Source organism: Geodermatophilus bullaregiensis, assembly GCF_016907675.1.
Lineage (GTDB): Bacteria > Actinomycetota > Actinomycetes > Mycobacteriales > Geodermatophilaceae > Geodermatophilus > Geodermatophilus bullaregiensis.
The window spans coordinates 3,222,167-3,242,381 of the sequence record NZ_JAFBCJ010000001.1 but is presented as its reverse complement, the minus strand read 5'-3'; the positions used below and the strand labels follow the sequence as shown (position 1 = coordinate 3,242,381).

The following is a 20,215-nucleotide window of genomic DNA, read 5'->3' as shown; positions in this document are numbered from 1 at the left end:
AGCGTGCGAGCGGTGGGGGGCGCGGGGGTCCGTCACCGGCCGAGCACGCGGGCCAGGACGTCGTCGCCGTCGCCCTCGTCGCGGTGGCGGTGCCGGCGGCCACCCGGGGTGACGCCGCTCTCGGCGAGGATCTGCGCCAGCCGGGTCGCCCCGGCGTCGTCCGGCTCCGGCGGGACCGGCGCGTACGAGGGCACCGGCCGGCCGCCCGCGGCGTGCCCGGCAGCGGCGGCGTGCACGGCAGCGGCGGCGTGCACGGCCGGCCGCTCGATCGTCAGCTGCTCGGCGGGCCCCGGGGCGGGTGCGTCCACCGGGTCGGTGCGGCGGCGGCGCAGCGCGGGGTCCTCGGCCGGCACGGGCGGCAGCGAGGGCAGCGGGCGGGGGGCCGGCTCGGGCTCCCGCGCCACCACCGGGGCGGCCACGGTCGCTCCCGCGGTCCCGGCCGGCACGGGGTCGGGCCGGAGCACGGCCGGGGACGGCGGCGCGGCGACCACCTCGGGCCGCGCCGCCGTCGCGAGGGGCGCCTCCTCCGCGCGCCGGTCGTCGAGGGACAGCACCGGCCAGCCGGCGCCCAGGTCGCGGGCGACGTCGGTATGCCAGGCGGCGGTCGCGGGCTCGATCGGCTCGCGGCCGGGCGTCGTCCGCACCGACTGGGTGCGCATGACCAGCCGCTCGACGTGCATCTCCCCGGAGCGCTGCTCGGTGAGCTCCGCCCGCAGCCGGCCGACGTCGGCCCGCAGGCCGGCGAGCTCGGCGAGCTCACCGCGCAGGGCGCCGACGGCGGCCAGCTCCGCGCGGAGCGCGGTCAGCCCGGACAGGCCCTCGCGCAGGCCGGCCAGCTCGCTGCGCAGCGCGTCGAGCTCCCCGCGCATCGCCTCCTCCGCCTCGCGCCGGACCTGGTTCTCCAGCTCCAGCTCGTACTGCTGGCGTGCGGCGACCTCCCGCTCCAGCTCCCGGTCGTAGGCCCGGCGCAGCTCGGCCTCGACGGCCGCGGTGTCGGACCGCGGCGTGTCCTCGGCGGTCTCCCCCCGACGGCGTCCGGCGGCGACGGCGGCCGCCAGGCAGGCCCAGGCGACGGCGACGACGGCGATCCGCAGCAGCTGGGGGTCCTCGGTCAGGAAGACGGCGGCGGTGGCGGCCAGGGCCAGCAGGCCGCCGACGGCCAGCCCGGCCGCGCGCAGCCCGGGGGAGCCGGCCGTCCCGTGTGCCCGACGGGCTGCTGTGTCGTCCGCTCCCCGCATGGGCTCAGGGTAACGGTGAGCGAGCCCCCGACTCCGGCACGCGAGCGTCTGCGTGCCGGAGCCGGGGGCTCGCTGCTGACCTGAGGGAACGGCCGCGCTGCAGGGCCCCGCGCCGAGCGTCAGCGCGGCGTGGGGGGCAGCGGGGTCCCTCTATCGGGCGAGGGCCGCGTCGGAGCTGAAGACCAGGCCCATCGAGACCTCGCCCTGCGTGATCGCGGCCTTGGTCGCCGGGCCGCCGGCGTCGAACTCGCGGAACTCGGCGAACTGCAGGCCGTAGGTCTCCTCCAGCCCCGGCTGGCAGAACGGCCGGGTCGGGCACTCGGCCGGGCCGCCCAGGACCAGCGAGCCGTCCCCGCAGGCGTCCGCGAGTTCCGACAGGGTGGTCACGCCGAGCCCGTCGGCGAACTCCTGCGTCACCGCGAAGGCGTTCTGGTTGGCCGCCTCCGACGGCTGGCCGAAGGTCAGCCCGACCCCGTCGGCCAGCGGCTGCAGGGCGTCGCGGGTCGCCTGGGCGTCACTGCTGGCGATCGGCGTCGGGTCGGGCCCGTTGACCTGGGCGTTGAGCGCCTCGGTGACCGTGGCGAGGTACTCGGGGAAGACCTGCAGGTCGACGCCGGAGATGAGGGCCGGCAGGTAGAGGTCGCGGTTGCCCACCTCGCGGACCGAGGCGTCGAAGCCGACCGCGTCGAGGACCCCGGCGTAGACGTTGGCCAGGATGGTCGACTCGGTGAAGTTGCTCGCCCCCACCACGATCGGGCCGCTGCCCGGCTCGAGCCCCTCGGTGACGCCGCTCTCCTGCACCCAGGCGGCGGCGACGTCCTCGGCGCTCTGCCGCTCGAGGTCGACCGCGGCGTTCATCTCGATGAGCTGCTCGGTCGTCATCGCGGCCGAGACGGCGTCGAGCGCCGGGATCAGCGCGGGGTTGGCCGCGGCGGTGGCCGCGGTGACCGCCGGCACGACGTTGTCGGCGTTCTGCAGCTGCTGGTCGTCCTCGAGCACGACGAGCTGCTCGCCGGCCACCGGGGCGCAGGCGTCGCCGGTGGCGGCCGAGCCGCTGGCGCCGGTGGAGCCGCCCGTGCCGGACGAGCCGGACTCCCCGCAGGCCGCGGTCAGCAGGACCGCCGCGAGGGCCAGGGGGGTGAGGACGCGGGGCATGCGCATGAGCTGTCCGCCTTCTGTGTCCCGCGCGGCGTGCGGCCGCGACGCGTGTCTGGCGGGGGATCCCGCGCGGGCCATGCAACCGCCGTGCGCTCCACCCCGGCAATCGCCCCGCCAGAGTGTTGTGAGCTCGTTACCTGCTCCCGCCGGGGCGCGCCGCGCAGGTCACAGCGGCACTCCGCTGGCCGTCGGTTCCGGAACCCCGACGCCCCCTCCGGCCGTGCGCGCGCGGAGGAACGGCAGCCGCCGCGGGCCCGGTGTGGCCGCCCACGACACGAGGGCGAGCACCAGCTCGGCGAGCAGCGCCAGCCCCGCCACCAGGATGGCCCCGGCGATCATGACGCCGTAGTCCTGCTGGCCGAAGCCGAGGTTGACGATCCGGCCCAGTCCCCCGCCGCCGACGAGCGCGGCCAGCCCCGCCGTCGCCACGACCTGCACCGCAGCGGTGCGGATCCCGGTCATCACGAGCGGGAGGGCCAGCGGCAGCTCGACGCGGGCGAGCACCTGGCCGCGGCTCATCCCCATGCCGCGGGAGGCCTCGCGGACCTCCGGGTCGACGCCGCGGAAGCCGACGAAGGTGTTGGTCAGGATCGGCGGGACGGCGAAGACCGCCAGCGCGATCGCCGTCGCCCGGTTGCCGAAGCCGATCGGGCTGACCGCGAAGAGGGTGAGCAGCGCCAGGGTGGGCACCGCGCGGCTGACGTTGGACAGGACGACGACCAGCCCCGCGCCGCGCCGTGCCGTGCCGAGGGCGGTGCCGACCGGGAGCGCGACGAGCATGGCGGCGAGGACGGCGGCCGCCGAGATGCCCAGGTGCTCGAGGGTCAGGTCGGTGATGCCGTTGGGACGGCTCCAGTTGAGCGGGTCGTTGAGGTAGCGCAGCGCCCGCGAGAAGTCGCTCACGCGCGCGCCGCCCGCGCCCAGGGCGTGAGCAGCCGCTCGACGCCGGCCAGCAGCAGGTCGGCGGCGAGCGCGAGCAGCACGCAGCCGACCGCGCCGGTGACGATCTCGGCGCGGTAGAAGTTGGCCGCGAACCCGCCGGTGATCAGCTGTCCCAGCCCGCCGTGGCCGACCAGGACGCCGACCGTGGTGAGCGCGACGGTGGACACCGTGGCGATCCGCAGCCCGGCCATGAACGCCGGCAGCGCCAGTGGCAGGTCCACGCGCCAGAACGTCTGTGCCCCCGACAGCCCCATGCCGCGGGCGGCCTCGCGGACGTCGTCGGGCACGCCCTGCAACCCGGCCAGGAAGTTGCGCACCAGGATGACCAGCGAGTAGGCGACCAGCCCGACCAGCACCGTCGTCGAGGACAGCCCGGTGAAGGGCACCAGCAGCGCGAACATCGCCAGCGAGGGGATCGTGTACACGACCGTCGACAACCCCAGCACCGGCGCCGAGAGGAGCCGGCTGCGCCGGGCGGCCAGCGCCAGCGGGAGCGCGAGCGCGGCCCCGATGACGACGGCGGCCACGGTGAGCCGGACGTGCTCGCCGGCGTAGGCCAGGATGGTGTCCCAGTTGTCGCGCACGTACGACGGCCGGAACCACGGGTTCGGGGCCTCGTCGACCGCGAGCACCCCCACCGCGGGGTCGCTCACCGCGTCCTGCAGCGGACGCGCACCCAGGGAGGTCACCCGGTGGACGCTACTGCCGAAGGCGGCGCGGACGGCACCGCGCAGGAGATCCGGCTCGAGGGGGTCAGCAAGACCTACGCCGACGGCACGGTCGGCGTCGAGCGGCTCGACCTGACCTTCGCCGCCGGCGAGCTCAGCGTCCTGGTCGGACCCTCGGGCTGCGGCAAGACGACGACCATGAAGATGATCAACCGGGTCATCGAGCCGACGACCGGGCGGATCCTGCTCGGCGGCGAGGACGTCACCCGGGTCGACGCCGACCGGCTGCGCCGCCGCATCGGCTACGTCATCCAGAACGTGGGCCTGTTCCCCCACCAGACGGTGCGCGCCAACGTGGCCACCGTGCCGCGGCTGCTGGGCTGGGACCGGCGCCGGATCCGCGCCCGCGTCGACGACCTGCTGGCCACCGTCGGCCTCGACCCCGCCGTCCACGGCGACCGCTACCCCGCCCAGCTCTCCGGCGGCCAGCGGCAGCGGGCCGGGGTGGCGCGGGCGCTGGCCGCCGACCCCGCCGTCCTGCTCATGGACGAGCCGTTCTCCGCCGTCGACCCGGTGGTCCGCGAGCGGCTGCAGGCGGAGTTCCTCCGGCTGCAGGAGACCGTCCGCAAGACCATCGTCTTCGTCACCCACGACATCGAGGAGGCCGTGCGCCTCGGCGACCGGATCGCGGTGATGAGCACCGGCGGGCGGGTCGAGCAGTTCGCGCCGCCCGCCGAGCTGCTGGGCCGGCCGGCCAACGCGTTCGTCGCCGACTTCGTGGGCGCCGACCGGGGCCTCAAGCGGCTGGCGGTCACCGCCATCGAGGTCGACGACCTCGAGCGGCCGCCGGTGGTGCACGTCGCCGACGGGCTGGCCGACGCGCGCGCCTCGCTGCAGGCCGCCGGCGCCCGCTGGGCGGTCGTCCTCGACGGCGACGGCCGGCTGCACGGGTGGCTGTCGGCCGAGCGGGCCTCCGGCCCGGGCACCGTGGGGTCGGCGGCGCACCGCATGGAGGCCTGGGTGCCGGTGGACGCCACGCTGAAGACGGCGTTCGCCACGATGCTGCAGCACGAGGCCGGCTGGGTCGCGGTGCTCGACGGCGACGTCTTCCTCGGGGTGCTCACGCCCGAGTCGCTGCACGCGGCGCTGCGCCGCTCGGTGGAGGGCACGGTGCCGGAGACCGCCGGCGCCGCGGTCCCCGCCTGGAGCCGTCCCTAGGCGCGGACGCCGCCCTCGGGCCGGTCGTCGTCGCGCTGCGGCGGCACCCGGCAGATCGACTCCAGCCACAGCGCCGCGGCGGTCAGACCCACCGCGAGGACCACGCCCAGCACCGCGGTGACCGTGTCGCCGGAGGCGGCCTGCAGGCGCGACACCGCGGGTGCGACGTGCAGCAGCACCCCGGCCCAGACGCCGGTGAAGACCGCGCCGACGAAGGCGCTGGCCTGGGCGAGCACCGCCAGGCGGGCCACCACCATCGGCTCGACGCGCCGGACCAGGGGCGCCGCCGCCTCGGCGGGGCGCCCCTCGCGGCTGCCGCGGCGGGCGTCGCGCTCGGCGGCCAGCCGGGCGCGCAGCGTGCGGGCGCCGAGGGCCTCGGCGACGGCGAGCACGCCCAGCGGCACCGGCAGCCACCAGCGCAGCGACGGCAGGTCGCCGTAGGTGGCGCGCACGACCAGCCAGGCGGCCAGCGCCAGCCCGGCTGCCACGACGACCAGGTCGCGCCGGTTGACCGGCCTCAATGCAGGTGCTCCCACCTGACGACCGCGGCGACGTCGTCGGCCGGCAGCGCCGCGACCAGGTCGGCCACCCGGCCGTGCCCGGGCAGGACCGCGGTGGGCTCCAGGGACAGCCACGGCAGGAGGACGAAGGCCCGCTCGTGCGCCCGGGGGTGCGGCAGGGTCAGCGCGGGGTCGTCGGAGAGCACCGGGGCGCCGTCGTCGCCGGTGACCGTGACGACGTCGACGTCCAGCGTGCGGGCGCCCCAGCGCACCTCGCGGGTGCGGCCGGCGGCCTGCTCCAGCTCCTGCGCGCGGGCCAGCCAGCCGGCGGCGTCGCGCTCCCCGCGGACGACGACGACCGCGTTGAGGTAGGGCGGCTGCTCGACGGGGCCCCACGGCGGCGTCTCGTACAGCGTCGAGCGGGCCACCAGACCGTCGGCCCCGAGCGCCTCGATCGCGGTGCGCAGCGCGCGGGCGCGGTCGCCGAGGTTCGCGCCCAGGGACAGGACCGCGCGGCTCACGGCCGCTGCCTGCGGATGGTGACGGTGACGTCGTCGAACGGGACGCCGAGCTCGGCCTGCGGCTTGTGCACGGTGATCTCCGCGGCCTGCACGAGCGGGTCGGCGAGGCAGACGTCGGCCAGCCGCCGGCACAGCGTCTCGAGCAGGTCGACCGGCTCGCCGGTGAGGACGGCGTGCAGCCGCTGGGCCAGCTCGGCGTAGTCCACCGTCAGCGCGAGGTCGTCGGTGGCGGCGGCGGGCGCGGTGTCGACCTCGAGGACGGCGTCGACGGTGAACGTCTGCCCGTTCTCCCGCTCGAAGCCGTGGACGCCGTGGTGGGCGTGTGCCGTCAACCCGCGGACGGCGATCCGGTCCGGCGCGCGGTCAGTCACGACGGACCTCCTCGCGGGCGCGCTGCACGGCGGCCACGGTGCGGACGGCGTCGGCCGAGGCGGCGGCGTCGTGCACCCGCACACCCCACGCGCCGGCCTCCGCGGCGAGGACGGTGGTGGCCAGGGTCGCGGCGTCGCGTCCCTCGGCCGGTCGCAGCGCGCCGTCGGCGCCGGCGAGCAGCCGGCCGAGGAAGGACTTGCGGGAGGCACCGACCAGCACCGGCAGGCCGAGCGCGACCACCCGGGGCAGCGCCGCGAGCAGCGCCCAGTTGTGCGCGGCCTGCTTGGCGAAGCCCAGCCCCGGGTCGAGCACGAGCCGGCCGGGGTCGACCCCGGCCGACAGCGCGGCGTCGACCCGGGCGGAGAGCTCGGCGCACACCTCGGCGACGACGTCGCCGTAACCGGCCCGCGCGTACATCTCCCGGCTGTGGCCGCGCCAGTGCATGAGCACCCACGGGACGCCGGCGTCGGCCACCAGCGCGGCCATCCCGGCGTCGGCCAGCCCGCCGCTGATGTCGTTGACCAGCACGGCCCCGGCGGCCAGCGCGGCCTCGGCGACCTCGGTGCGGGTGGTGTCCACGCTGACCCGCACGCCGGCGGCGGTCAGCTCGCGCACCACCGGCACGACGCGGCGGCGCTCCTCGTCGGCGTCGATCCGGTCGGCGCCGGGGCGGGTGGACTCCCCGCCGACGTCGACGTAGTCGGCGCCGGCGGCGGCCATGGCCAGGCCGTGGGCGACCGCCACCTCGGGGTCGGCGAAGCAGCCGCCGTCGGAGAACGAGTCGGGCGTGACGTTGAGGACGCCCATGACCACGCACCGCCCCGGGTGCAGCAGCGCGGCGCCGGCCGCGGTCACCGGCCCAGGACGAGGCTCATCGCCTCGGCGCGGGTGGCCGCGTGGTCGCGGAAGACACCGCGGACGGCGGAGGTGACCGTCGTCGAGCCGGGCTTGCGGATGCCGCGCATCGCCATGCACAGGTGCTCGGCCTCGATGACCACGATGACGCCGCGGGGCTTGAGGACGTCGGAGAGGGCGTCGGCGATCTGCCGGGTCATCCGCTCCTGCACCTGCGGGCGGCGGGCGAAGACGTCGACCAGCCGGGCCAGCTTCGACAGGCCGGTCACCCGGCCGTCCTCGCCCGGGACGTAGCCCACGTGCGCGACGCCGTGGAAGGGCACCAGGTGGTGCTCGCAGGTCGAGTACATCGGGATGTCCTTGACCAGGACCATCTCGTCGTGGTCCTCGTCGAAGACCGTCGCCAGGGTCTCGGCCGGGTCCTGCCAGAGCCCGGCGAAGGTCTCGGCGTAGGCGCGGGCCACCCGGCCCGGGGTGTCCTGCAGGCCGGGACGGTCGGGGTCCTCCCCCACCGCGAGCAGCAGCTCACGGACGGCGGCCGCCGCCCGCGCCGTGTCGATCCTCGACGGGTCGGCGCGGACCTCGTCCTCCGGTTCCTCGGCGAGCTGGCTCACGCCGCCGCCTCGCCGGCGCCGCCCGGCAGCGCCGGCGAGGCCGCTGCGCCCGCCGGCCCGCTCATCTCTGGACGGGTGCGCCGACGTCACCGACCGCGGTGCTGCCGCCCTTGACCAGGCTGCTGCCGCTGCCGTTCCCGTTGGCGCCGTGGCCGTTGGACTGCGCGGCGGCCTCGGCCGGGGTCAGCACCGGCGGCTGGTCCGACGGCGTCCGCTTGCCGAAGCCGTTGTAGGGGGCCAGCGAGGGACGCTTGGTGACCGGCGCGCAGATGCGGGCCATGTCCTCCTTGGAGAGGGTCTCCTTCTCGATCAGCTCGAGCACGAGCTGGTCGAGCACCCCGCGGTACTCCACGAGGATCTCCCACGCCTCGTCGTGCGCGGCCTCGATGAGGGCGCGCACCTCGCCGTCGATGTCGGCGGCGACGGCCTCGGAGTAGTCCGGCCGCGAGCCCATGTCCCGGCCGAGGAACGGCTCGGACTCGGTGCTGCCGTACTTGACCGCGCCGAGCTTGGCGCTCATGCCGTACTGGGTGACCATCGCGCGGGCCATCGAGGTGGCCTTCTCGATGTCGTTGCCCGCGCCGGTGGTCGGCTCGTGGAAGACCAGTTCCTCGGCCGCCCGCCCGCCGAGGGCGTAGGCCAGCGTGTCGATCATCTCCGAGCGGGTCTGGGTGTACTTGTCCTCGGTCGGCAGCACGAGCGTGTGCCCCAGCGAGCGGCCGCGCGGCAGGATCGTCACCTTGTGCACCGGGTCCAGGTTGGGCAGCGCGTGCGCCACGAGGGCGTGCCCGCCCTCGTGGTAGGCGGTGACCTTCTTCTCCTTCTCGCTCATCGCCCGCGTCTTGCGCTCGGGCCCGGCGACGACGCGGTCGATGGCCTCCTCGAGGACGGCGTCGGTGACGACCGAGGAGTTCTGCCGGGCGGTGAGCAGCGCGCCCTCGTTGAGCACGTTGGCCAGGTCCGCGCCGGTGAAGCCGGGGGTGCGCCGGGCGACGGTCTCCAGGTCGACGTCGGGTGCAAGCGGCTTGCCCTTGGCGTGCACCTCGAGGATCCGCTTGCGGCCCTCCAGGTCGGGCCGGTCGACGGCGATCTGCCGGTCGAAGCGGCCCGGGCGCAGCAGCGCGGGGTCGAGGATGTCCGGCCGGTTGGTGGCGGCGATCATGATGACGCCGCCCTTGACGTCGAAACCGTCCATCTCGACGAGCATCTGGTTCAGCGTCTGCTCGCGCTCGTCGTGGCCGCCGCCCATGCCGGCGCCGCGGTGCCGGCCGACGGCGTCGATCTCGTCGACGAAGATGATCGCCGGGGCGTTCTGCTTGGCCTGCTCGAACAGGTCGCGCACGCGGCTGGCGCCGACGCCCACGAACATCTCGACGAAGTCCGAGCCGGAGATCGAGAAGAACGGCACGCCGGCCTCGCCGGCCACCGCGCGGGCCAGCAGGGTCTTGCCGGTCCCGGGCGGGCCGAACAGCAGCACGCCCTTGGGGATCTTGGCGCCGACGGCCTGGAACTTGACCGGGTTCTGCAGGAAGTCCTTGATCTCCTGCAGCTCCTCGATGGCCTCGTCGGCCCCGGCCACGTCGGAGAACGTCGTCTTCGGGGTGTCCTTGGTGACCTGCTTGGCCTTGGACTTGCCGAAGGCCATGACGCCGCGGCCGCCACCCTGCATGGAGTTGAACAGCCAGAACAGCAGCAGCAGGAGGATCAGGAAGGGCAGGAAGCTGATCAGGACGCTGACGAAGACGCTGTCCTGGGTGACGTTGGTGGTGAAGTCGACGCCGTCGCCCTCACCGCCGATACCCGACACGAGGGCGAAGACGTCGTCCGAGGCGCCGATCGGGTAGGACGCGCTGATCTGCTCGTTGCCGTCGACCGGTTCGGTCAGGTCGAGGTCGAGGGTCTGTTCCTTGTCGTTGATGGTGACCGACTCGACGTTGCCGTCCTCGATCTGCTCCAGCGCGACGGAGGTGTCGACGGGCTCGTAGCTCGAGCCGCCACCGAGGAAGGACGACAGTCCGAGGGCCACCAGGACGACGAGCACGACCCAGAACCACACGGAGCGGAAGATCTTCTTGCGTTCCATACACCGATGCCGGGCAGCCGGAGGGCTCCGGCCTGGCCCGTCGACCCTCCTGATCGTCCGGGTGACGCGCCGCGCGCGCCGGGCGGGCACCCTCGCGCGGTCCAGCGTCGTTGCGCTCGACGGTACACCGGGACGGCTGTGCGTCCCCTGTCCGCGAGCTGGGCACACCCTGCCGGGTAGCCCCGTCGGTGCCCCACCCGCAGCGGGCCGGGGCGGCTCAGCGCGCCGATCGGCCTCGGTGCAGGGGCCCGCGCCGAGCGAGCGAGGCGTGGAGGGTACCGAGGTCCTCGTGGGCTCCTGGCCGCGCTGTCACCGTGAGCCGCCCTGCGAGGGTCGTGCCCGAGCGGGGCCCGAAGGGCTCCGGGAAGGGTGCGACGGCTGAGCTCGGCGCAGGCCGGGGACGGCTCCTGGCCGCGGTGTCGACCGGTAGGTCGACCACGTCACTGGTACACCTCGGGCTTCAGCGTCCCGATGTAGGGCAGGTCGCGGTAGCGCTCGGCGTAGTCGAGGCCGTAACCGACGACGAACTCGTTGGGGATGTCGAAGCCGACGTAGCGCACCGGCACCTCGACCTTGATCGCGTCGGGCTTGCGCAGCAGCGCGCAGACCTCCAGCGAGGCCGGCCGCCGCCCGCCGAGGTTCTTCAGCAGCCAGGACAGCGTCAGGCCGGAGTCGATGATGTCCTCGAGCACCAGCACGTGCCTGTCGGAGATGTCGCGGTCGAGGTCCTTGAGGATCCGGACGACGCCCGAGGAGCTGGTGGAGCTGCCGTAGGAGGAGACGGCCATGAACTCCATCTGGGTGGGCAGCTGCAGGGCCCGGGCGAAGTCGCTCATGAACAGCACCGCGCCCTTGAGGACGCCGACGAGGAGCACCTCGCGCCCGGCGTAGTCGCGGGCGATCTCGGCGGCCAGCTCGGTGATCTTGGACTGGATCTGCTCCTCGGAGAGCAGCACGTGGTCGATGTCGGGGCCGTAGCCGTGGTCGGGGCCCAGCGCGCCCTGCGGGGCGGGAGTGGACGCGGTCTCGCTCACGGGTGCTGCTCCTCGGGATCGGGGACCGGGCGGGGATCGGCGGCCGGCCGGGCCCTCCCGCCGCGGCAGCCGGCGGGCCGCAGCACCAGCCTGCCAGACGCCCGGAACGCCTCGGCACCGCCCGGGAGCGCCACCGGCCCCTGGCCGCGCCAGCCGGTGAGCAGCGCGTCGACGGCGCCGAGGTGGGTCGCCTGCAGGTCGGGGACGCCGCCGTTGCGCAGCCACCCGCGCAGCACCCGCCGGCGCAGCGCGGCCGGCAGCGCGGCCAGCTCGCCGGCCGGCAGGCAGCCGTCGCCGGCCAGCCGCGCCAGGTGCCCGGCGGCCAGCCCGTCGAGGGCGTCGAGGTCCTCCCTGAGCTGCTCGGCGGTGCGGGCCAGGGCGGGGGCGACACCGCCACCCAGCACGTCCTCCAGCAGGGGCAGCACCTCGGCGCGCAGCCGGGCGCGGCGGTGGGCGGGGTCGGTGTTCCACGGGTCGTCCCACACCGGCAGGCCGAGCGCGGCGCACGCCTCGCGGGTGACCGACCGGCGGACGCCGAGCAGCGGGCGCCAGAACGGCGGGCGCTCGGCCACCATGCCCGCCACCGAGCGCGGGCCCGACCCGCGGCCCAGGCCGAGCAGCACGGTCTCGGCCTGGTCGTCGAGGGTGTGCCCGAGGGCGACGCGGGCCCCGTGCCCGGCGGCCGCCCCGGCGAGGGCGGCGTACCGGGCGGTGCGGGCGGCGCCCTCGGGCCCGCCGTCGGCACCGACGGTCACGGGCAGGACGAGCACCGGGTCCAGGCCGAGGTCGCGCACCAGGTCCGCCGTCCGCCGGGCCCGCCCGGGCGAGCCGGGCTGCAGGCCGTGGTCGACGGTGACCGCGCCGGCGGGCACGCCGGCACGCGGCGCCTCGAAGGCCACCGCGGCGGCCAGCGCCAGGGAGTCCCCTCCCCCGCTGACGGCCACCAGCACCGGCTGCGGCGAGCCGCGCAGGCCGGGCCGGACGGCGCTGCGGACGGCGGCGACCGCCGGCGGCGGCCCGCTCACCGGCGTCCGGGGGTCAGGCGGTGACGGCCGGGCGGCCGTGCACCCGCTCGACCCAGCGTGCGGGCTCGGTGAGCTCCTCGACCAGCGGCAGGTTCTCCGGGCCGGCCCACACGCGGTTGAAGCCCTCCATGCCGACCAGGTCGACGACGCCGCCGACGAAGAGCCGGCCGTCGGCGTACTGCTTCATCTTCTGCTCCAGGCCGAGCAGCCGGCGCAGCACGCGGTCGAGCGGGCCGCGGCCCTTGCGGCGCTGGGCGAAGCGCTTGCGCAGGGTGCGCACCGAGGGCACGACGTCGGGGCCCACCCCGTCCATGACGTACTCGGCGTGCCCCTCCACCAGGCTCATCACCGCGGTGACCCGGTCGAGGACGGCGCGCTGGGCGGGGTCGCGCACGAGCGCCATGAGGCCCTGCGAGCCGGTGTCGTCGTCGCCGCCGCGGACGGCGTCGGTGATGCCGCGCAGCAGGTCGGCCATGCGGTCGCGCAGCGCGTCGGGGCTGAGGTCGGTGGCCTCGACGAACTCGGAGATCTGCGCCTCGAGGTGGTCGCGCAGCCACGGGAAGGCGGTGAACTGCAGCTGGTGGGTGACCTCGTGCAGGCAGACCCAGAGCCGGAAGTCCGACGGGTCGACGCCCAGCCGGCGCTCGGCGTCGACGATGTTGGGCGCCACCAGCAGCAGTCGCCCGCCGGTGCCGAAGACCTCGTACTGGCCGAGCACGCGCGAGGACAGGAACGCCAGCAGGCCCCCGGCCTGCACGCCGGTGGCGCGGGAGCCGATCGCGGTGGCCAGCGGCCCCGGCCGGGTCTCCTGCCGCTCGGTGAGGGCGTGCACCAGCGGGTCGAGCAGGGTCGCCATGCCGGTGGCGTTGGCGTCGATCCAGCCGGGCCGGTCGACGACGGCGACCTCGGGCACCGGCCCGCCCTCGACCGGGCGCAGTCCGGTGAGGCCCTCGACGTGGGCGACGGCCGTGGCCGACGCCTCGTGCAGCTCGCGGACGACGTCCGCGGCCTCCTGCCGGGTGGTCGTCGGCCCCGGCCCGGCCAGCCGGCGGGCCGTCCGACCGGCGAGATCCCAGTCGACCAGTGCGCTGCTGCTCATCGCCTCACCGTAGGCCCTCCTGCAGGGGCCTGCCGCGACCCTGCGAGCGGCGGGGGCAGGAGGGTCCTTGCCTCAGCTGCAGCCGCAGGCGGCCAGCGTGGAGGCGACGGCATCGAGGGCGGCCTCCTCCGGGTCCCCGCCGCCGGAGGTGCCGTTGGCGACCAGCGCGTAGGCGAGCAGCCGGCCGTCGGCGGTCACGACGGTGCCGGCGAGGGCGTGCACGCCGAGCAGGGTGCCGGTCTTGCCGCGGATCGCGCCGGGCGCGGTCGCGGGGTCGTCGTCGCCCCGGTCGAACAGCGTGCCGTCGTAGCCGGCCACCGCCAGGCCGGACAGGACGGCCGAGGTCCCGGCGAGCGAGCCGTCGGCGGCCCCGGTGACGAGGTCGGTGAGGACGTCGGGGGTGACCAGGTCCAACCGGGACAGGCCGCTGCCGTCGTACAGGTCGACGTCGGACACGTCGACCCCGGCCTCCTCCAGGGCGTCGGTGACCCCCTGCGCGGCCCCCTCGAAGGTCGCCGGCAGGCCGCGGGCCAGTGCGACGTGGCGGGCCAGCGACTCGGCCAGCAGGTTGTCCGACTGCGACAGCGCCTGCTCGACCAGCCGGGTGACCGGGGCGGAGCGGACGCTGCCGAGCGTCGCCGCCCCGTCGGGGGCCGGGCCGAGCTGCACCGTCGCGCGGGGCGCGCCGAGGGCCGCGGCCAGCGCGGCACCGGCGTCGGTGCCCGGCTGCCCGCTGCGCGGGTTCTCCCCCGACGTGACGCGGGCGCCGTCGACGGCGGTGGCCGTGACCGGGGCGGCGTAGCTCGACGGCGCGTCCTCGGGCCCCCAGCCCTCCGCGGTGAGCGGGCCCTCGAACAGCGAGTTGTCGACGACGACCCGGCTGACCGTCGTCCCCGGCGGGAGCGCGGCCTGCACCTGGGTGGCCAGGTCGGCGACGGTCGCGGCGCCCGGGTAGGCCAGGGAGGGCGCGGTGGTCGACAGGGTGGGGTCGCCGCCGCCGACGAGCACGACCTCGTCCGGGGTGGCGCCGGCGACGACCCTCGTCTCGAGGGTGTCCGCGGGGTCGAGGGTGGTGAGGGTGGCGACGGCGGTCAGCAGCTTGGCCGTGGAGGCCGGGGTCACCGGGTCGCCGGCCTCCTGGTCGAACAGCGTCTGCCCGCTGGCGACGTCGACCACCTCGGCCGACACGCCGCCGAGCAGCGCGGGGGCGGCCAGCAGCGGGGTCAGCCGGGTGGCGAGCACGTCGGGGTCGGGCGCCGGCGCACCGGTGGACAGGGCGGCCAGCACCGGGTCCGGCTCCCCGACCGCGGGCAGCGTGGCGGCGGCCCGGTCGGCGGGGTCGTCGGCGGCGCCGTCCCCCGACCAGACGACCACCCCGACCGCGACCAGCGCGGCGACCAGCACGACCGCCAGGACGGTCAGCAGGAGCCGCCGGCGCAGCCGCCCGTAGCTCGGCGTGACGGTCGTCGACCCGTTCGGCGCGATGGTGCCCTCCCCCGGAAGAGGCCCCGGTCCGGACCTGCGCCGGTGGGCCTGGTACCGGTGGGCCACACTACGTGCCGTGCAGTTCGACGTGACGGTAGAGATCCCCAAGGGCCAGCGGAACAAGTACGAGCTGGACCACGCCACCGGGCGCATCCGGCTCGACCGGATGCTGTTCACCTCCACGCGGTACCCGGCCGACTACGGGTACATCGAGAACACCCTGGGCCAGGACGGCGACCCGCTCGACGCCCTGGTCCTGCTGGAGGAGCCGACGTTCCCCGGGTGCCTGATCACCTGCCGGGCCATCGGCATGTTCCGGATGACCGACGAGGCGGGTGGGGACGACAAGGTCCTCACCGTCCCGGCGACCGACCCCCGCATGGCCCACCTCCAGGACATCACCGACGTCTCGGAGTTCGACCGGCTGGAGATCCAGCACTTCTTCGAGACCTACAAGGACCTCGAGCCGGGCAAGTCGGTCGAGGGCGCCAACTGGGTCGGGCGGGCCGAGGCCCAGGCCGAGATCGAGGCCTCGCTCAAGCGCGCCCAGGAGGCCGGCGGCCACTGACGGCCGCTCCTCCCCACTCGTCCCCGGCCCCTTGGGCCCCTGACCGCACGACGGACGACCGACGGCGGTGCACCCCTCAACGGAGGTGCACCGCCGTCGTCGTGTCCGGGGTGCTCACAGCGGCGTGCGCGTTGCTTGCCAGGTGCTGGCCCGGGCTCGCACGCCGGCGGGCGCTGGTGCCGGTCGGCTGACCACGGTGGGCGGCGCAACCTGCAGCAGTGTGCGCCCACGGCGCACGTTGGTCTCCAGGACGAGCACTCAGCGCACATCACCGCCGGCGTCGGAGGCCACGGCCGCCGACCAACCGGCACACCGCTGTCAGGCCCGCGGGTCGTGCAGGACCGCGGTGAGGAACCCCAGCTCGCCGCGGTAGCCCTCGAGCCACTGGCGGCGGTGGGTGCGGGCGGCGTCGAGGGCCTGCTCCCGCTCGTCGGCGGTGGGCGCCTCGGTGAGCGCCCAGTCGGTGAGCGCGCCGGTCCAGCACCACTCGTACTCGTCCCACTCGGCGAGCGTGGACAGGTGCCCGTACCCCGGCTCGAGGCCGGCGCGGGCGACCTCGGCCAGCAGCCCGGGCAGGTCGGGGAGCTCGCCGGGCCGGCGCCCAGACCGGCCAGCGCGCGGGGGCTCGGGCCGGCCTCCCAGAAGGCGTCGCCGAACAGCAGCCGGCCGCCGGGGCGCAGGTGGCCGCGCAGCGCGGCGAGCGTGCCGGCGGGGCCGCCGAAGACGTGCGTGGCGCCGATGCAGACGACGACGTCGAAGGTGCCGCCCCGCCAGCCCGCGGCGTCGGCCTGCACGAGGTCGACCTGCCGGACGAGCCCGGCCATCGCCGCGCGGTCGCGGGCGGCGTCGAGGGCGGGGGCGGAGGTGTCCACGCCGACGCCGGTCAGGCCGGGCGAGGCGGCCAGCAGCGGCAGCAGCCACGCGCCGGAGCCGCAGCCGAGGTCGAGGACGCGGCCGTGGCCGGGCGGGGCCAGCCGCTCGAGCAGCCGGCGGAGACCCTCGTCGGAGACGGGGGCGGCGACGGGGTGCCAGCGGTGGGCGACCGCGCTGAGCCGGGCTCTGTCCACGGCCGCATCCTGGCCGACGCCGGTCAGCCGCCGGTGACGTCGTCCCCCGGCGGGCCGGCGCGCAGCTCGGCGGCCAGCGCGGCGAAGACGGCGCAGGTCGCCGGCACCTCCTGGGAGAGGACGGCCGCCACGCGCGCGGGGTCGGGCAGGGAGCCCTCCTGCGCGGCCTCGTCCCACTCCGCGCAGGCGCGGGCCAGCGGCTCGGCGCCGAGGGTGGCCGCGGCTCCGCCCAGGCGGTGCGCGGCCTGCTGGAGGAGGACGGCGTCGCCCGCGACCGCCGCACCCTCGACGGCGGCCACCGCGGCGGGGGCCTGCTCCACGAAGAGGTCGAGCAGCGTGGCGACGAGCTCGCGCTCCTCGTCGCTGTCGACGGCGCCGAGGTCGGCGACCCGCTGGCGCACCACCCCCTCGAGGGCGGTCTCCGGCGCGCCGAGGACCTGGGCGATCGCCGCGGTCAGCTCGGCGACGGTGCAGGGCTTGCCCAGGTAGACCGCGCCCAGGGCGCGGCCGGCGGCGACGTCGCCGGGCAGCGCGCGGGCGCTGAGGAACACGACGGGCACGGTGGCCGAGTCGGGGTGCGCGCGCAGCGAGGAGACCAGCCCCAGGCCGCTGCCGCCGGGCATGAACATGTCGGTGACCACGACCTCCGGCGGGACGGCACCGCCCATCACCGCGCGGGCCTCGGGGGCCGAGGCGACGGCGTGCACCCGGTGCCCGGCCCACCGCAGCCGCGCCTCGAGCAGGAGGCGGGTGGTGTCCTCGTCCTCCACGAGCAGCACGGAGGCCACGGGCCCCTCCTCGATCCGTCGTCCGCCGGGCCGGCCGCCCGCCGCGTCACCGGGACATCGGCAGGGAACAGCTCCGACTGGAGCCGATCGAGGTCCGGCGCCGCGGCCGGGTCAGATCAGGCCGCGGGAGCGCAGGTCGCGCAGCTCGGCGAAGACCCGGCGGCGGATCTGGTCCTCGCGCTTCTCGCCGATGCGCAGGAAGCGCAGGGACAGCTCCGTCCGCTCGTCCTCCCGCGGGTGGCGCCGCACCACCTCGGCGTCGACGGTGAGGCGCTCGCCGTCGAGGTCGACGGTCACCGGGACGACGGTGCCGGGCTCGACGGCCGGCTGCTTCGCGGAGTCGCCGGCCAGCAGGCAGCGGGTGCCGCCCTCGCTGAGGTCGAGGGTGGCGCCGGGCAGGACGGTCTGGCCCACCTTCAGCTCCAACGGCACGTCCAGGGGCGCCCGGACGGCGGCCCGGCGCTGACCGCGCGACGAGGGCCCGATGGTGCGGACGCGCCAGGTGGGGTCGTCCTCCTTGGTGACGGCGACCAGCTCGGCCGGCACCGACCGGAGCTCCTCGGGACCGCGCCAGATCAGCTCGAGGTGCTCCCCGGGCTCCAGCCGCACGCGGCGCTGCTCGGCGTCCGTGCCGACGCTGAGCACCAGCTCGCCCGCCGACACCTGCTCGACGAAGCTGACCAGCACGTCGTCGCGGCTGACCGCCTTGACGTCGACGACCGACCGCTCCTCCGGGTGGTCGACTCCCGGCGTGCTCATCGCTGTTCCTCTCGCTCGTCATCCGTGACGCGGGCGCCCCGCGTGGGGCCCCGAGCGCATGGTCGGCACTCCGCCGCCCAGGGGTGAGGGGTGCACGGACCGGCTCCCTCCGAAGGAGGACGCGCGCGCCGACGAGCGATGATGCCGGACCGGGAGCTGCTCCGGCGGGACGCCGGGCGAGGGAGAGCCGCCTGTCGGAATCGAACCGACGACCTTCTCATTACGAGTGAGATGCTCTACCGACTGAGCTAAGGCGGCGGGCGTGCGGCACACAGCCTACGACACCCCCGCGGGCGGGCCGCGACGGCCCGGTCCTCAGGCCGGCAGGCGCAGCGCCACGGTGAGCGCCTCGACGGCGACCTGCGGCTTCACGTTCTGCTCGAGCGCCGTCCGGCAGGCCAGCACCGCGTCGATGCGGCGCAGCGCGCCCTCGGCGCCGATCCGCCGGGCCAGGTCCTCGGCGTCGGCACGGCGGTCGGGGTGGTTGAGCGGCAGGGCCTCGCCCGGGGCGGCGTGCAGGACCAGCGCGTCGCGGTAGAGCCCGGCCAGGTCGACCAGGGCGCGGTCCAGCGAGTCGCGGCCGATGCGGGTCGCCCGCGACCTCTGCCGGCGCTCGAGCTCCTTGAGCTGCCCGGCGCCGCGGCTGGCAGCCGCGACCCCCGGGCCGCGCGCCCCGACGCCGAGGCTGGCCTTGACCGCCTCGGTCTCCGCGCCGTCGAGGGCGGCGCTGGTCCGGTCGGACTCCTCGCGGGCGGCGCCCACCAGGTCGTCGGCGGCGGTGAGGCAGGCGGCCAGGGAGACCAGCGACAGCGGGATGTCGAGCACCGCCTTGCGGGCCAGCCGCGCGCTCTCCTCACGGGCCAGGTGGCGCGCCCGCCCGACGTGCCCGCCCGCCGCGGCGGCCGACCACGCGGCCAGCGCCGGGTCGACGCCGTCGCGGCGCACGAGGACGTCGGCCACCGCGTCGACCGGCGGCGTGCGCAGGGCGACCACGCGGCACCGGGAGCGGATGGTGACCGGGACGTCGTCGGGGTGCAGGCTCGGCGCGCAGAGCACGACGACGGTGCGCGGCGGCGGCTCCTCGATCATCTTGAGCACCGCGTTGGCCGCCGCCTCGCTCATGCGGTCGGCGTCCTCGACGATGATCGTCTGCCAGCGCCCCTGCGACGGCGCCCGGCCGGCGACCCGCACCAGCTCGCGGGCCTCCGCGACCCCGATCGACAGCCCGTCGGGGACGATCACGACCACGTCGGCGTGGGTGCCGGCCAGCGCGGTCTGGCAGGCGTGGCAGGTGCCGTCGCCGCCGGCGGGGCACTGCAGCGCCGCGGCGAACGCCCGGGCGGCGACCGACCGGCCCGACCCCGGCGGCCCGGTGAACAGCCACGCGTGGGTCATGGCCGCGGGGTCGGCGACGGCGGCCTGCAGCTCGGCGACGGCGGCCGGCTGGCCCACCACCTGCGCCCACACACCGCCGGGGGCGCTCACGCGACCCGCCCCGGCAGGAGGGGCGCCACCCGCTCGCGGACGGCGGTGGCGAGGTCCTCGGCCGGCCGCGCGGCGTCGAGGACGAGGTAGCGCCCCGGCTCGGCGGCGGCCAGGTCGCGGAAGGTGGCCCGCACCCGCTCGTGGAAGTCCAGCGACTCCGACTCCAGCCGGTCGGCGGCGGCGCGGCCGAGGGCGCGGGCGAGGCCGGCCTCGGCGGGCAGGTCGAGCAGCACGGTCAGGTCGGGCACCAGACCGCCGGTGGCCCAGGCCGACAGCCGGCGCACCTCGTCGAGGTCGAGCGTGCGCCCGGCGCCCTGGTAGGCCAGCGAGCTGTCGACGAAGCGGTCGGTGACGACCACCTCGCCGGCGTCGAGCGCGGGGCGCACCACCGCGGCGACGTGGTGGGCGCGGTCGGCGGCGTAGAGCAGTGCCTCGGCGCGCGGGGACAGGCCGGCGGTGGCCGGGTCGAGCAGCAGCGCGCGGATGCGGGCGCCCGGCGGGGTGCCACCGGGCTCGTGGGTGATCCGGGCCGGGACCTCGTGCCGCCCGAGCCAGTCGAACAGCAGGCGGACCTGGGTGGACTTGCCGGTGCCCTCACCGCCCTCGAAGGCGACGAACAGCCCGCGGCCGGGCGGGCGCGGGTCGGCGTCGATCGCGGGTCTCCCGGAGCTGTGCGGTCCTCTCGCCGGTCCGCCCGGCGGCGGCCCCACGGTACCGGCCGGCACCGACGTCCCCG

21 protein-coding genes and 1 tRNA gene are annotated in these 20,215 nt (G+C 76.4%); 2 read left to right on the top strand and 20 right to left on the bottom strand.

The window, feature by feature from the left end; genetic code table 11:
- Positions 1 to 32: 32 nt before the first annotated feature.
- The 4 genes from JOD57_RS15370 to JOD57_RS15355 form a co-directional block, all read right to left on the bottom strand.
- Positions 33 to 1,238 carry a DUF6779 domain-containing protein gene (locus JOD57_RS15370; protein WP_204692809.1) on the bottom strand — a complete coding sequence of 402 codons (1,206 nt, stop codon included), beginning with the start codon at positions 1,236 to 1,238 and terminating at the stop codon, positions 33 to 35.
- A 150-nt stretch (positions 1,239 to 1,388) separates the two neighbouring features.
- The gene (locus tag JOD57_RS15365) at positions 1,389 to 2,399 is read right to left on the bottom strand and encodes a glycine betaine ABC transporter substrate-binding protein (protein ID WP_204692808.1); all 1,011 of its coding nucleotides are present in this window, start codon (positions 2,397 to 2,399) and stop codon (positions 1,389 to 1,391) included.
- A gap of 162 nt (positions 2,400 to 2,561) precedes the next feature.
- Positions 2,562 to 3,299, bottom strand: coding sequence for an ABC transporter permease (locus JOD57_RS15360; RefSeq protein ID WP_307824713.1), 738 nt, complete (start codon positions 3,297 to 3,299; stop codon positions 2,562 to 2,564).
- The gene (locus JOD57_RS15355) at positions 3,296 to 4,027 is read right to left on the bottom strand and encodes an ABC transporter permease (RefSeq protein ID WP_307824712.1); all 732 of its coding nucleotides are present in this window, start codon (positions 4,025 to 4,027) and stop codon (positions 3,296 to 3,298) included. The genes JOD57_RS15360 and JOD57_RS15355 overlap by 4 nt, the downstream gene beginning before the upstream one ends.
- A 3-nt stretch (positions 4,028 to 4,030) precedes the next feature.
- Between JOD57_RS15355 and JOD57_RS15350 the strand changes: the two genes are divergently transcribed.
- Positions 4,031 to 5,224 (top strand): ABC transporter ATP-binding protein, encoded by a 1,194-nt coding sequence (locus JOD57_RS15350; RefSeq protein ID WP_204692807.1) that lies wholly within the window; start codon positions 4,031 to 4,033, stop codon positions 5,222 to 5,224.
- Here the strand turns inward: JOD57_RS15350 and JOD57_RS15345 are convergent.
- The 10 genes from JOD57_RS15345 to dacB form a co-directional block, all read right to left on the bottom strand.
- Positions 5,221 to 5,760, bottom strand: a complete 540-nt coding sequence (locus JOD57_RS15345; RefSeq protein ID WP_307824711.1) for a DUF3180 domain-containing protein — start codon at positions 5,758 to 5,760, stop codon at positions 5,221 to 5,223. The two genes, JOD57_RS15350 and JOD57_RS15345, sit on opposite strands and share 4 nt — an antisense overlap.
- On the bottom strand, positions 5,742 to 6,245 hold the full coding sequence (gene folK, locus JOD57_RS15340) for a 2-amino-4-hydroxy-6-hydroxymethyldihydropteridine diphosphokinase (protein WP_204692806.1): 504 nt from the start codon (positions 6,243 to 6,245) through the stop codon (positions 5,742 to 5,744). The genes JOD57_RS15345 and folK overlap by 19 nt, the downstream gene beginning before the upstream one ends.
- The gene (gene folB / locus JOD57_RS15335) at positions 6,242 to 6,616 is read right to left on the bottom strand and encodes a dihydroneopterin aldolase (protein WP_204692805.1); all 375 of its coding nucleotides are present in this window, start codon (positions 6,614 to 6,616) and stop codon (positions 6,242 to 6,244) included. The genes folK and folB overlap by 4 nt, the downstream gene beginning before the upstream one ends.
- Positions 6,609 to 7,472 carry a dihydropteroate synthase gene (gene folP / locus JOD57_RS15330; protein WP_307824710.1) on the bottom strand — a complete coding sequence of 288 codons (864 nt, stop codon included), beginning with the start codon at positions 7,470 to 7,472 and terminating at the stop codon, positions 6,609 to 6,611. Before folP ends, folB begins: the two co-directional genes overlap by 8 nt.
- On the bottom strand, positions 7,469 to 8,086 hold the full coding sequence (gene folE, locus JOD57_RS15325) for a GTP cyclohydrolase I FolE (protein ID WP_204692804.1): 618 nt from the start codon (positions 8,084 to 8,086) through the stop codon (positions 7,469 to 7,471). Before folE ends, folP begins: the two co-directional genes overlap by 4 nt.
- A gap of 61 nt (positions 8,087 to 8,147) precedes the next feature.
- A complete protein-coding gene (ftsH, locus tag JOD57_RS15320; protein ID WP_204692803.1) occupies positions 8,148 to 10,169 on the bottom strand; it encodes an ATP-dependent zinc metalloprotease FtsH in 2,022 nt (673 codons plus the stop codon).
- Positions 10,170 to 10,609: 440 nt separating this feature from the next.
- Positions 10,610 to 11,203 carry a hypoxanthine phosphoribosyltransferase gene (hpt, locus tag JOD57_RS15315; RefSeq protein WP_372440247.1) on the bottom strand — a complete coding sequence of 198 codons (594 nt, stop codon included), beginning with the start codon at positions 11,201 to 11,203 and terminating at the stop codon, positions 10,610 to 10,612.
- Positions 11,200 to 12,228, bottom strand: coding sequence for a tRNA lysidine(34) synthetase TilS (tilS, locus tag JOD57_RS15310; RefSeq protein WP_204692802.1), 1,029 nt, complete (start codon positions 12,226 to 12,228; stop codon positions 11,200 to 11,202). The genes hpt and tilS overlap by 4 nt, the downstream gene beginning before the upstream one ends.
- A 13-nt stretch (positions 12,229 to 12,241) precedes the next feature.
- A complete protein-coding gene (locus JOD57_RS15305) occupies positions 12,242 to 13,327 on the bottom strand; it encodes an Rv3626c family coenzyme F420 biosynthesis-associated protein (protein ID WP_204692801.1) in 1,086 nt (361 codons plus the stop codon).
- A 72-nt stretch (positions 13,328 to 13,399) separates the two neighbouring features.
- Positions 13,400 to 14,878, bottom strand: a complete 1,479-nt coding sequence (gene dacB / locus JOD57_RS15300; protein WP_307824709.1) for a D-alanyl-D-alanine carboxypeptidase/D-alanyl-D-alanine endopeptidase — start codon at positions 14,876 to 14,878, stop codon at positions 13,400 to 13,402.
- 10 nt (positions 14,879 to 14,888) lie between these two features.
- Between dacB and JOD57_RS15295 the strand changes: the two genes are divergently transcribed.
- Positions 14,889 to 15,380: an inorganic diphosphatase gene (locus tag JOD57_RS15295; protein WP_204692799.1), complete on the top strand. Its 492-nt coding sequence runs from the start codon at positions 14,889 to 14,891 to the stop codon at positions 15,378 to 15,380.
- Here the strand turns inward: JOD57_RS15295 and JOD57_RS27320 are convergent.
- The 6 genes from JOD57_RS27320 to tmk form a co-directional block, all read right to left on the bottom strand.
- The gene (locus JOD57_RS27320) at positions 15,263 to 16,447 is read right to left on the bottom strand and encodes a methyltransferase (protein WP_204692798.1); all 1,185 of its coding nucleotides are present in this window, start codon (positions 16,445 to 16,447) and stop codon (positions 15,263 to 15,265) included. The two genes, JOD57_RS15295 and JOD57_RS27320, sit on opposite strands and share 118 nt — an antisense overlap.
- Positions 16,448 to 16,470: 23 nt before the next feature.
- Positions 16,471 to 17,235, bottom strand: a complete 765-nt coding sequence (locus JOD57_RS15285) for an Hpt domain-containing response regulator (RefSeq protein WP_204692797.1) — start codon at positions 17,233 to 17,235, stop codon at positions 16,471 to 16,473.
- Positions 17,236 to 17,346: 111 nt separating this feature from the next.
- Positions 17,347 to 17,994, bottom strand: coding sequence for a flagellar brake protein (locus JOD57_RS15280; RefSeq protein WP_204692796.1), 648 nt, complete (start codon positions 17,992 to 17,994; stop codon positions 17,347 to 17,349).
- A 185-nt stretch (positions 17,995 to 18,179) separates the two neighbouring features.
- A tRNA-Thr gene (locus tag JOD57_RS15275) sits at positions 18,180 to 18,252 on the bottom strand.
- Between the two features lie 57 nt (positions 18,253 to 18,309).
- Complete coding sequence (locus JOD57_RS15270) at positions 18,310 to 19,479, bottom strand: DNA polymerase III subunit delta' (RefSeq protein ID WP_204692795.1); 1,170 nt, start codon at positions 19,477 to 19,479, stop codon at positions 18,310 to 18,312.
- Entirely contained in the window at positions 19,476 to 20,204 is a 729-nt protein-coding gene (tmk, locus tag JOD57_RS15265; protein ID WP_307824708.1) for a dTMP kinase, read from the bottom strand. Before tmk ends, JOD57_RS15270 begins: the two co-directional genes overlap by 4 nt.
- Positions 20,205 to 20,215: the final 11 nt, after the last annotated feature.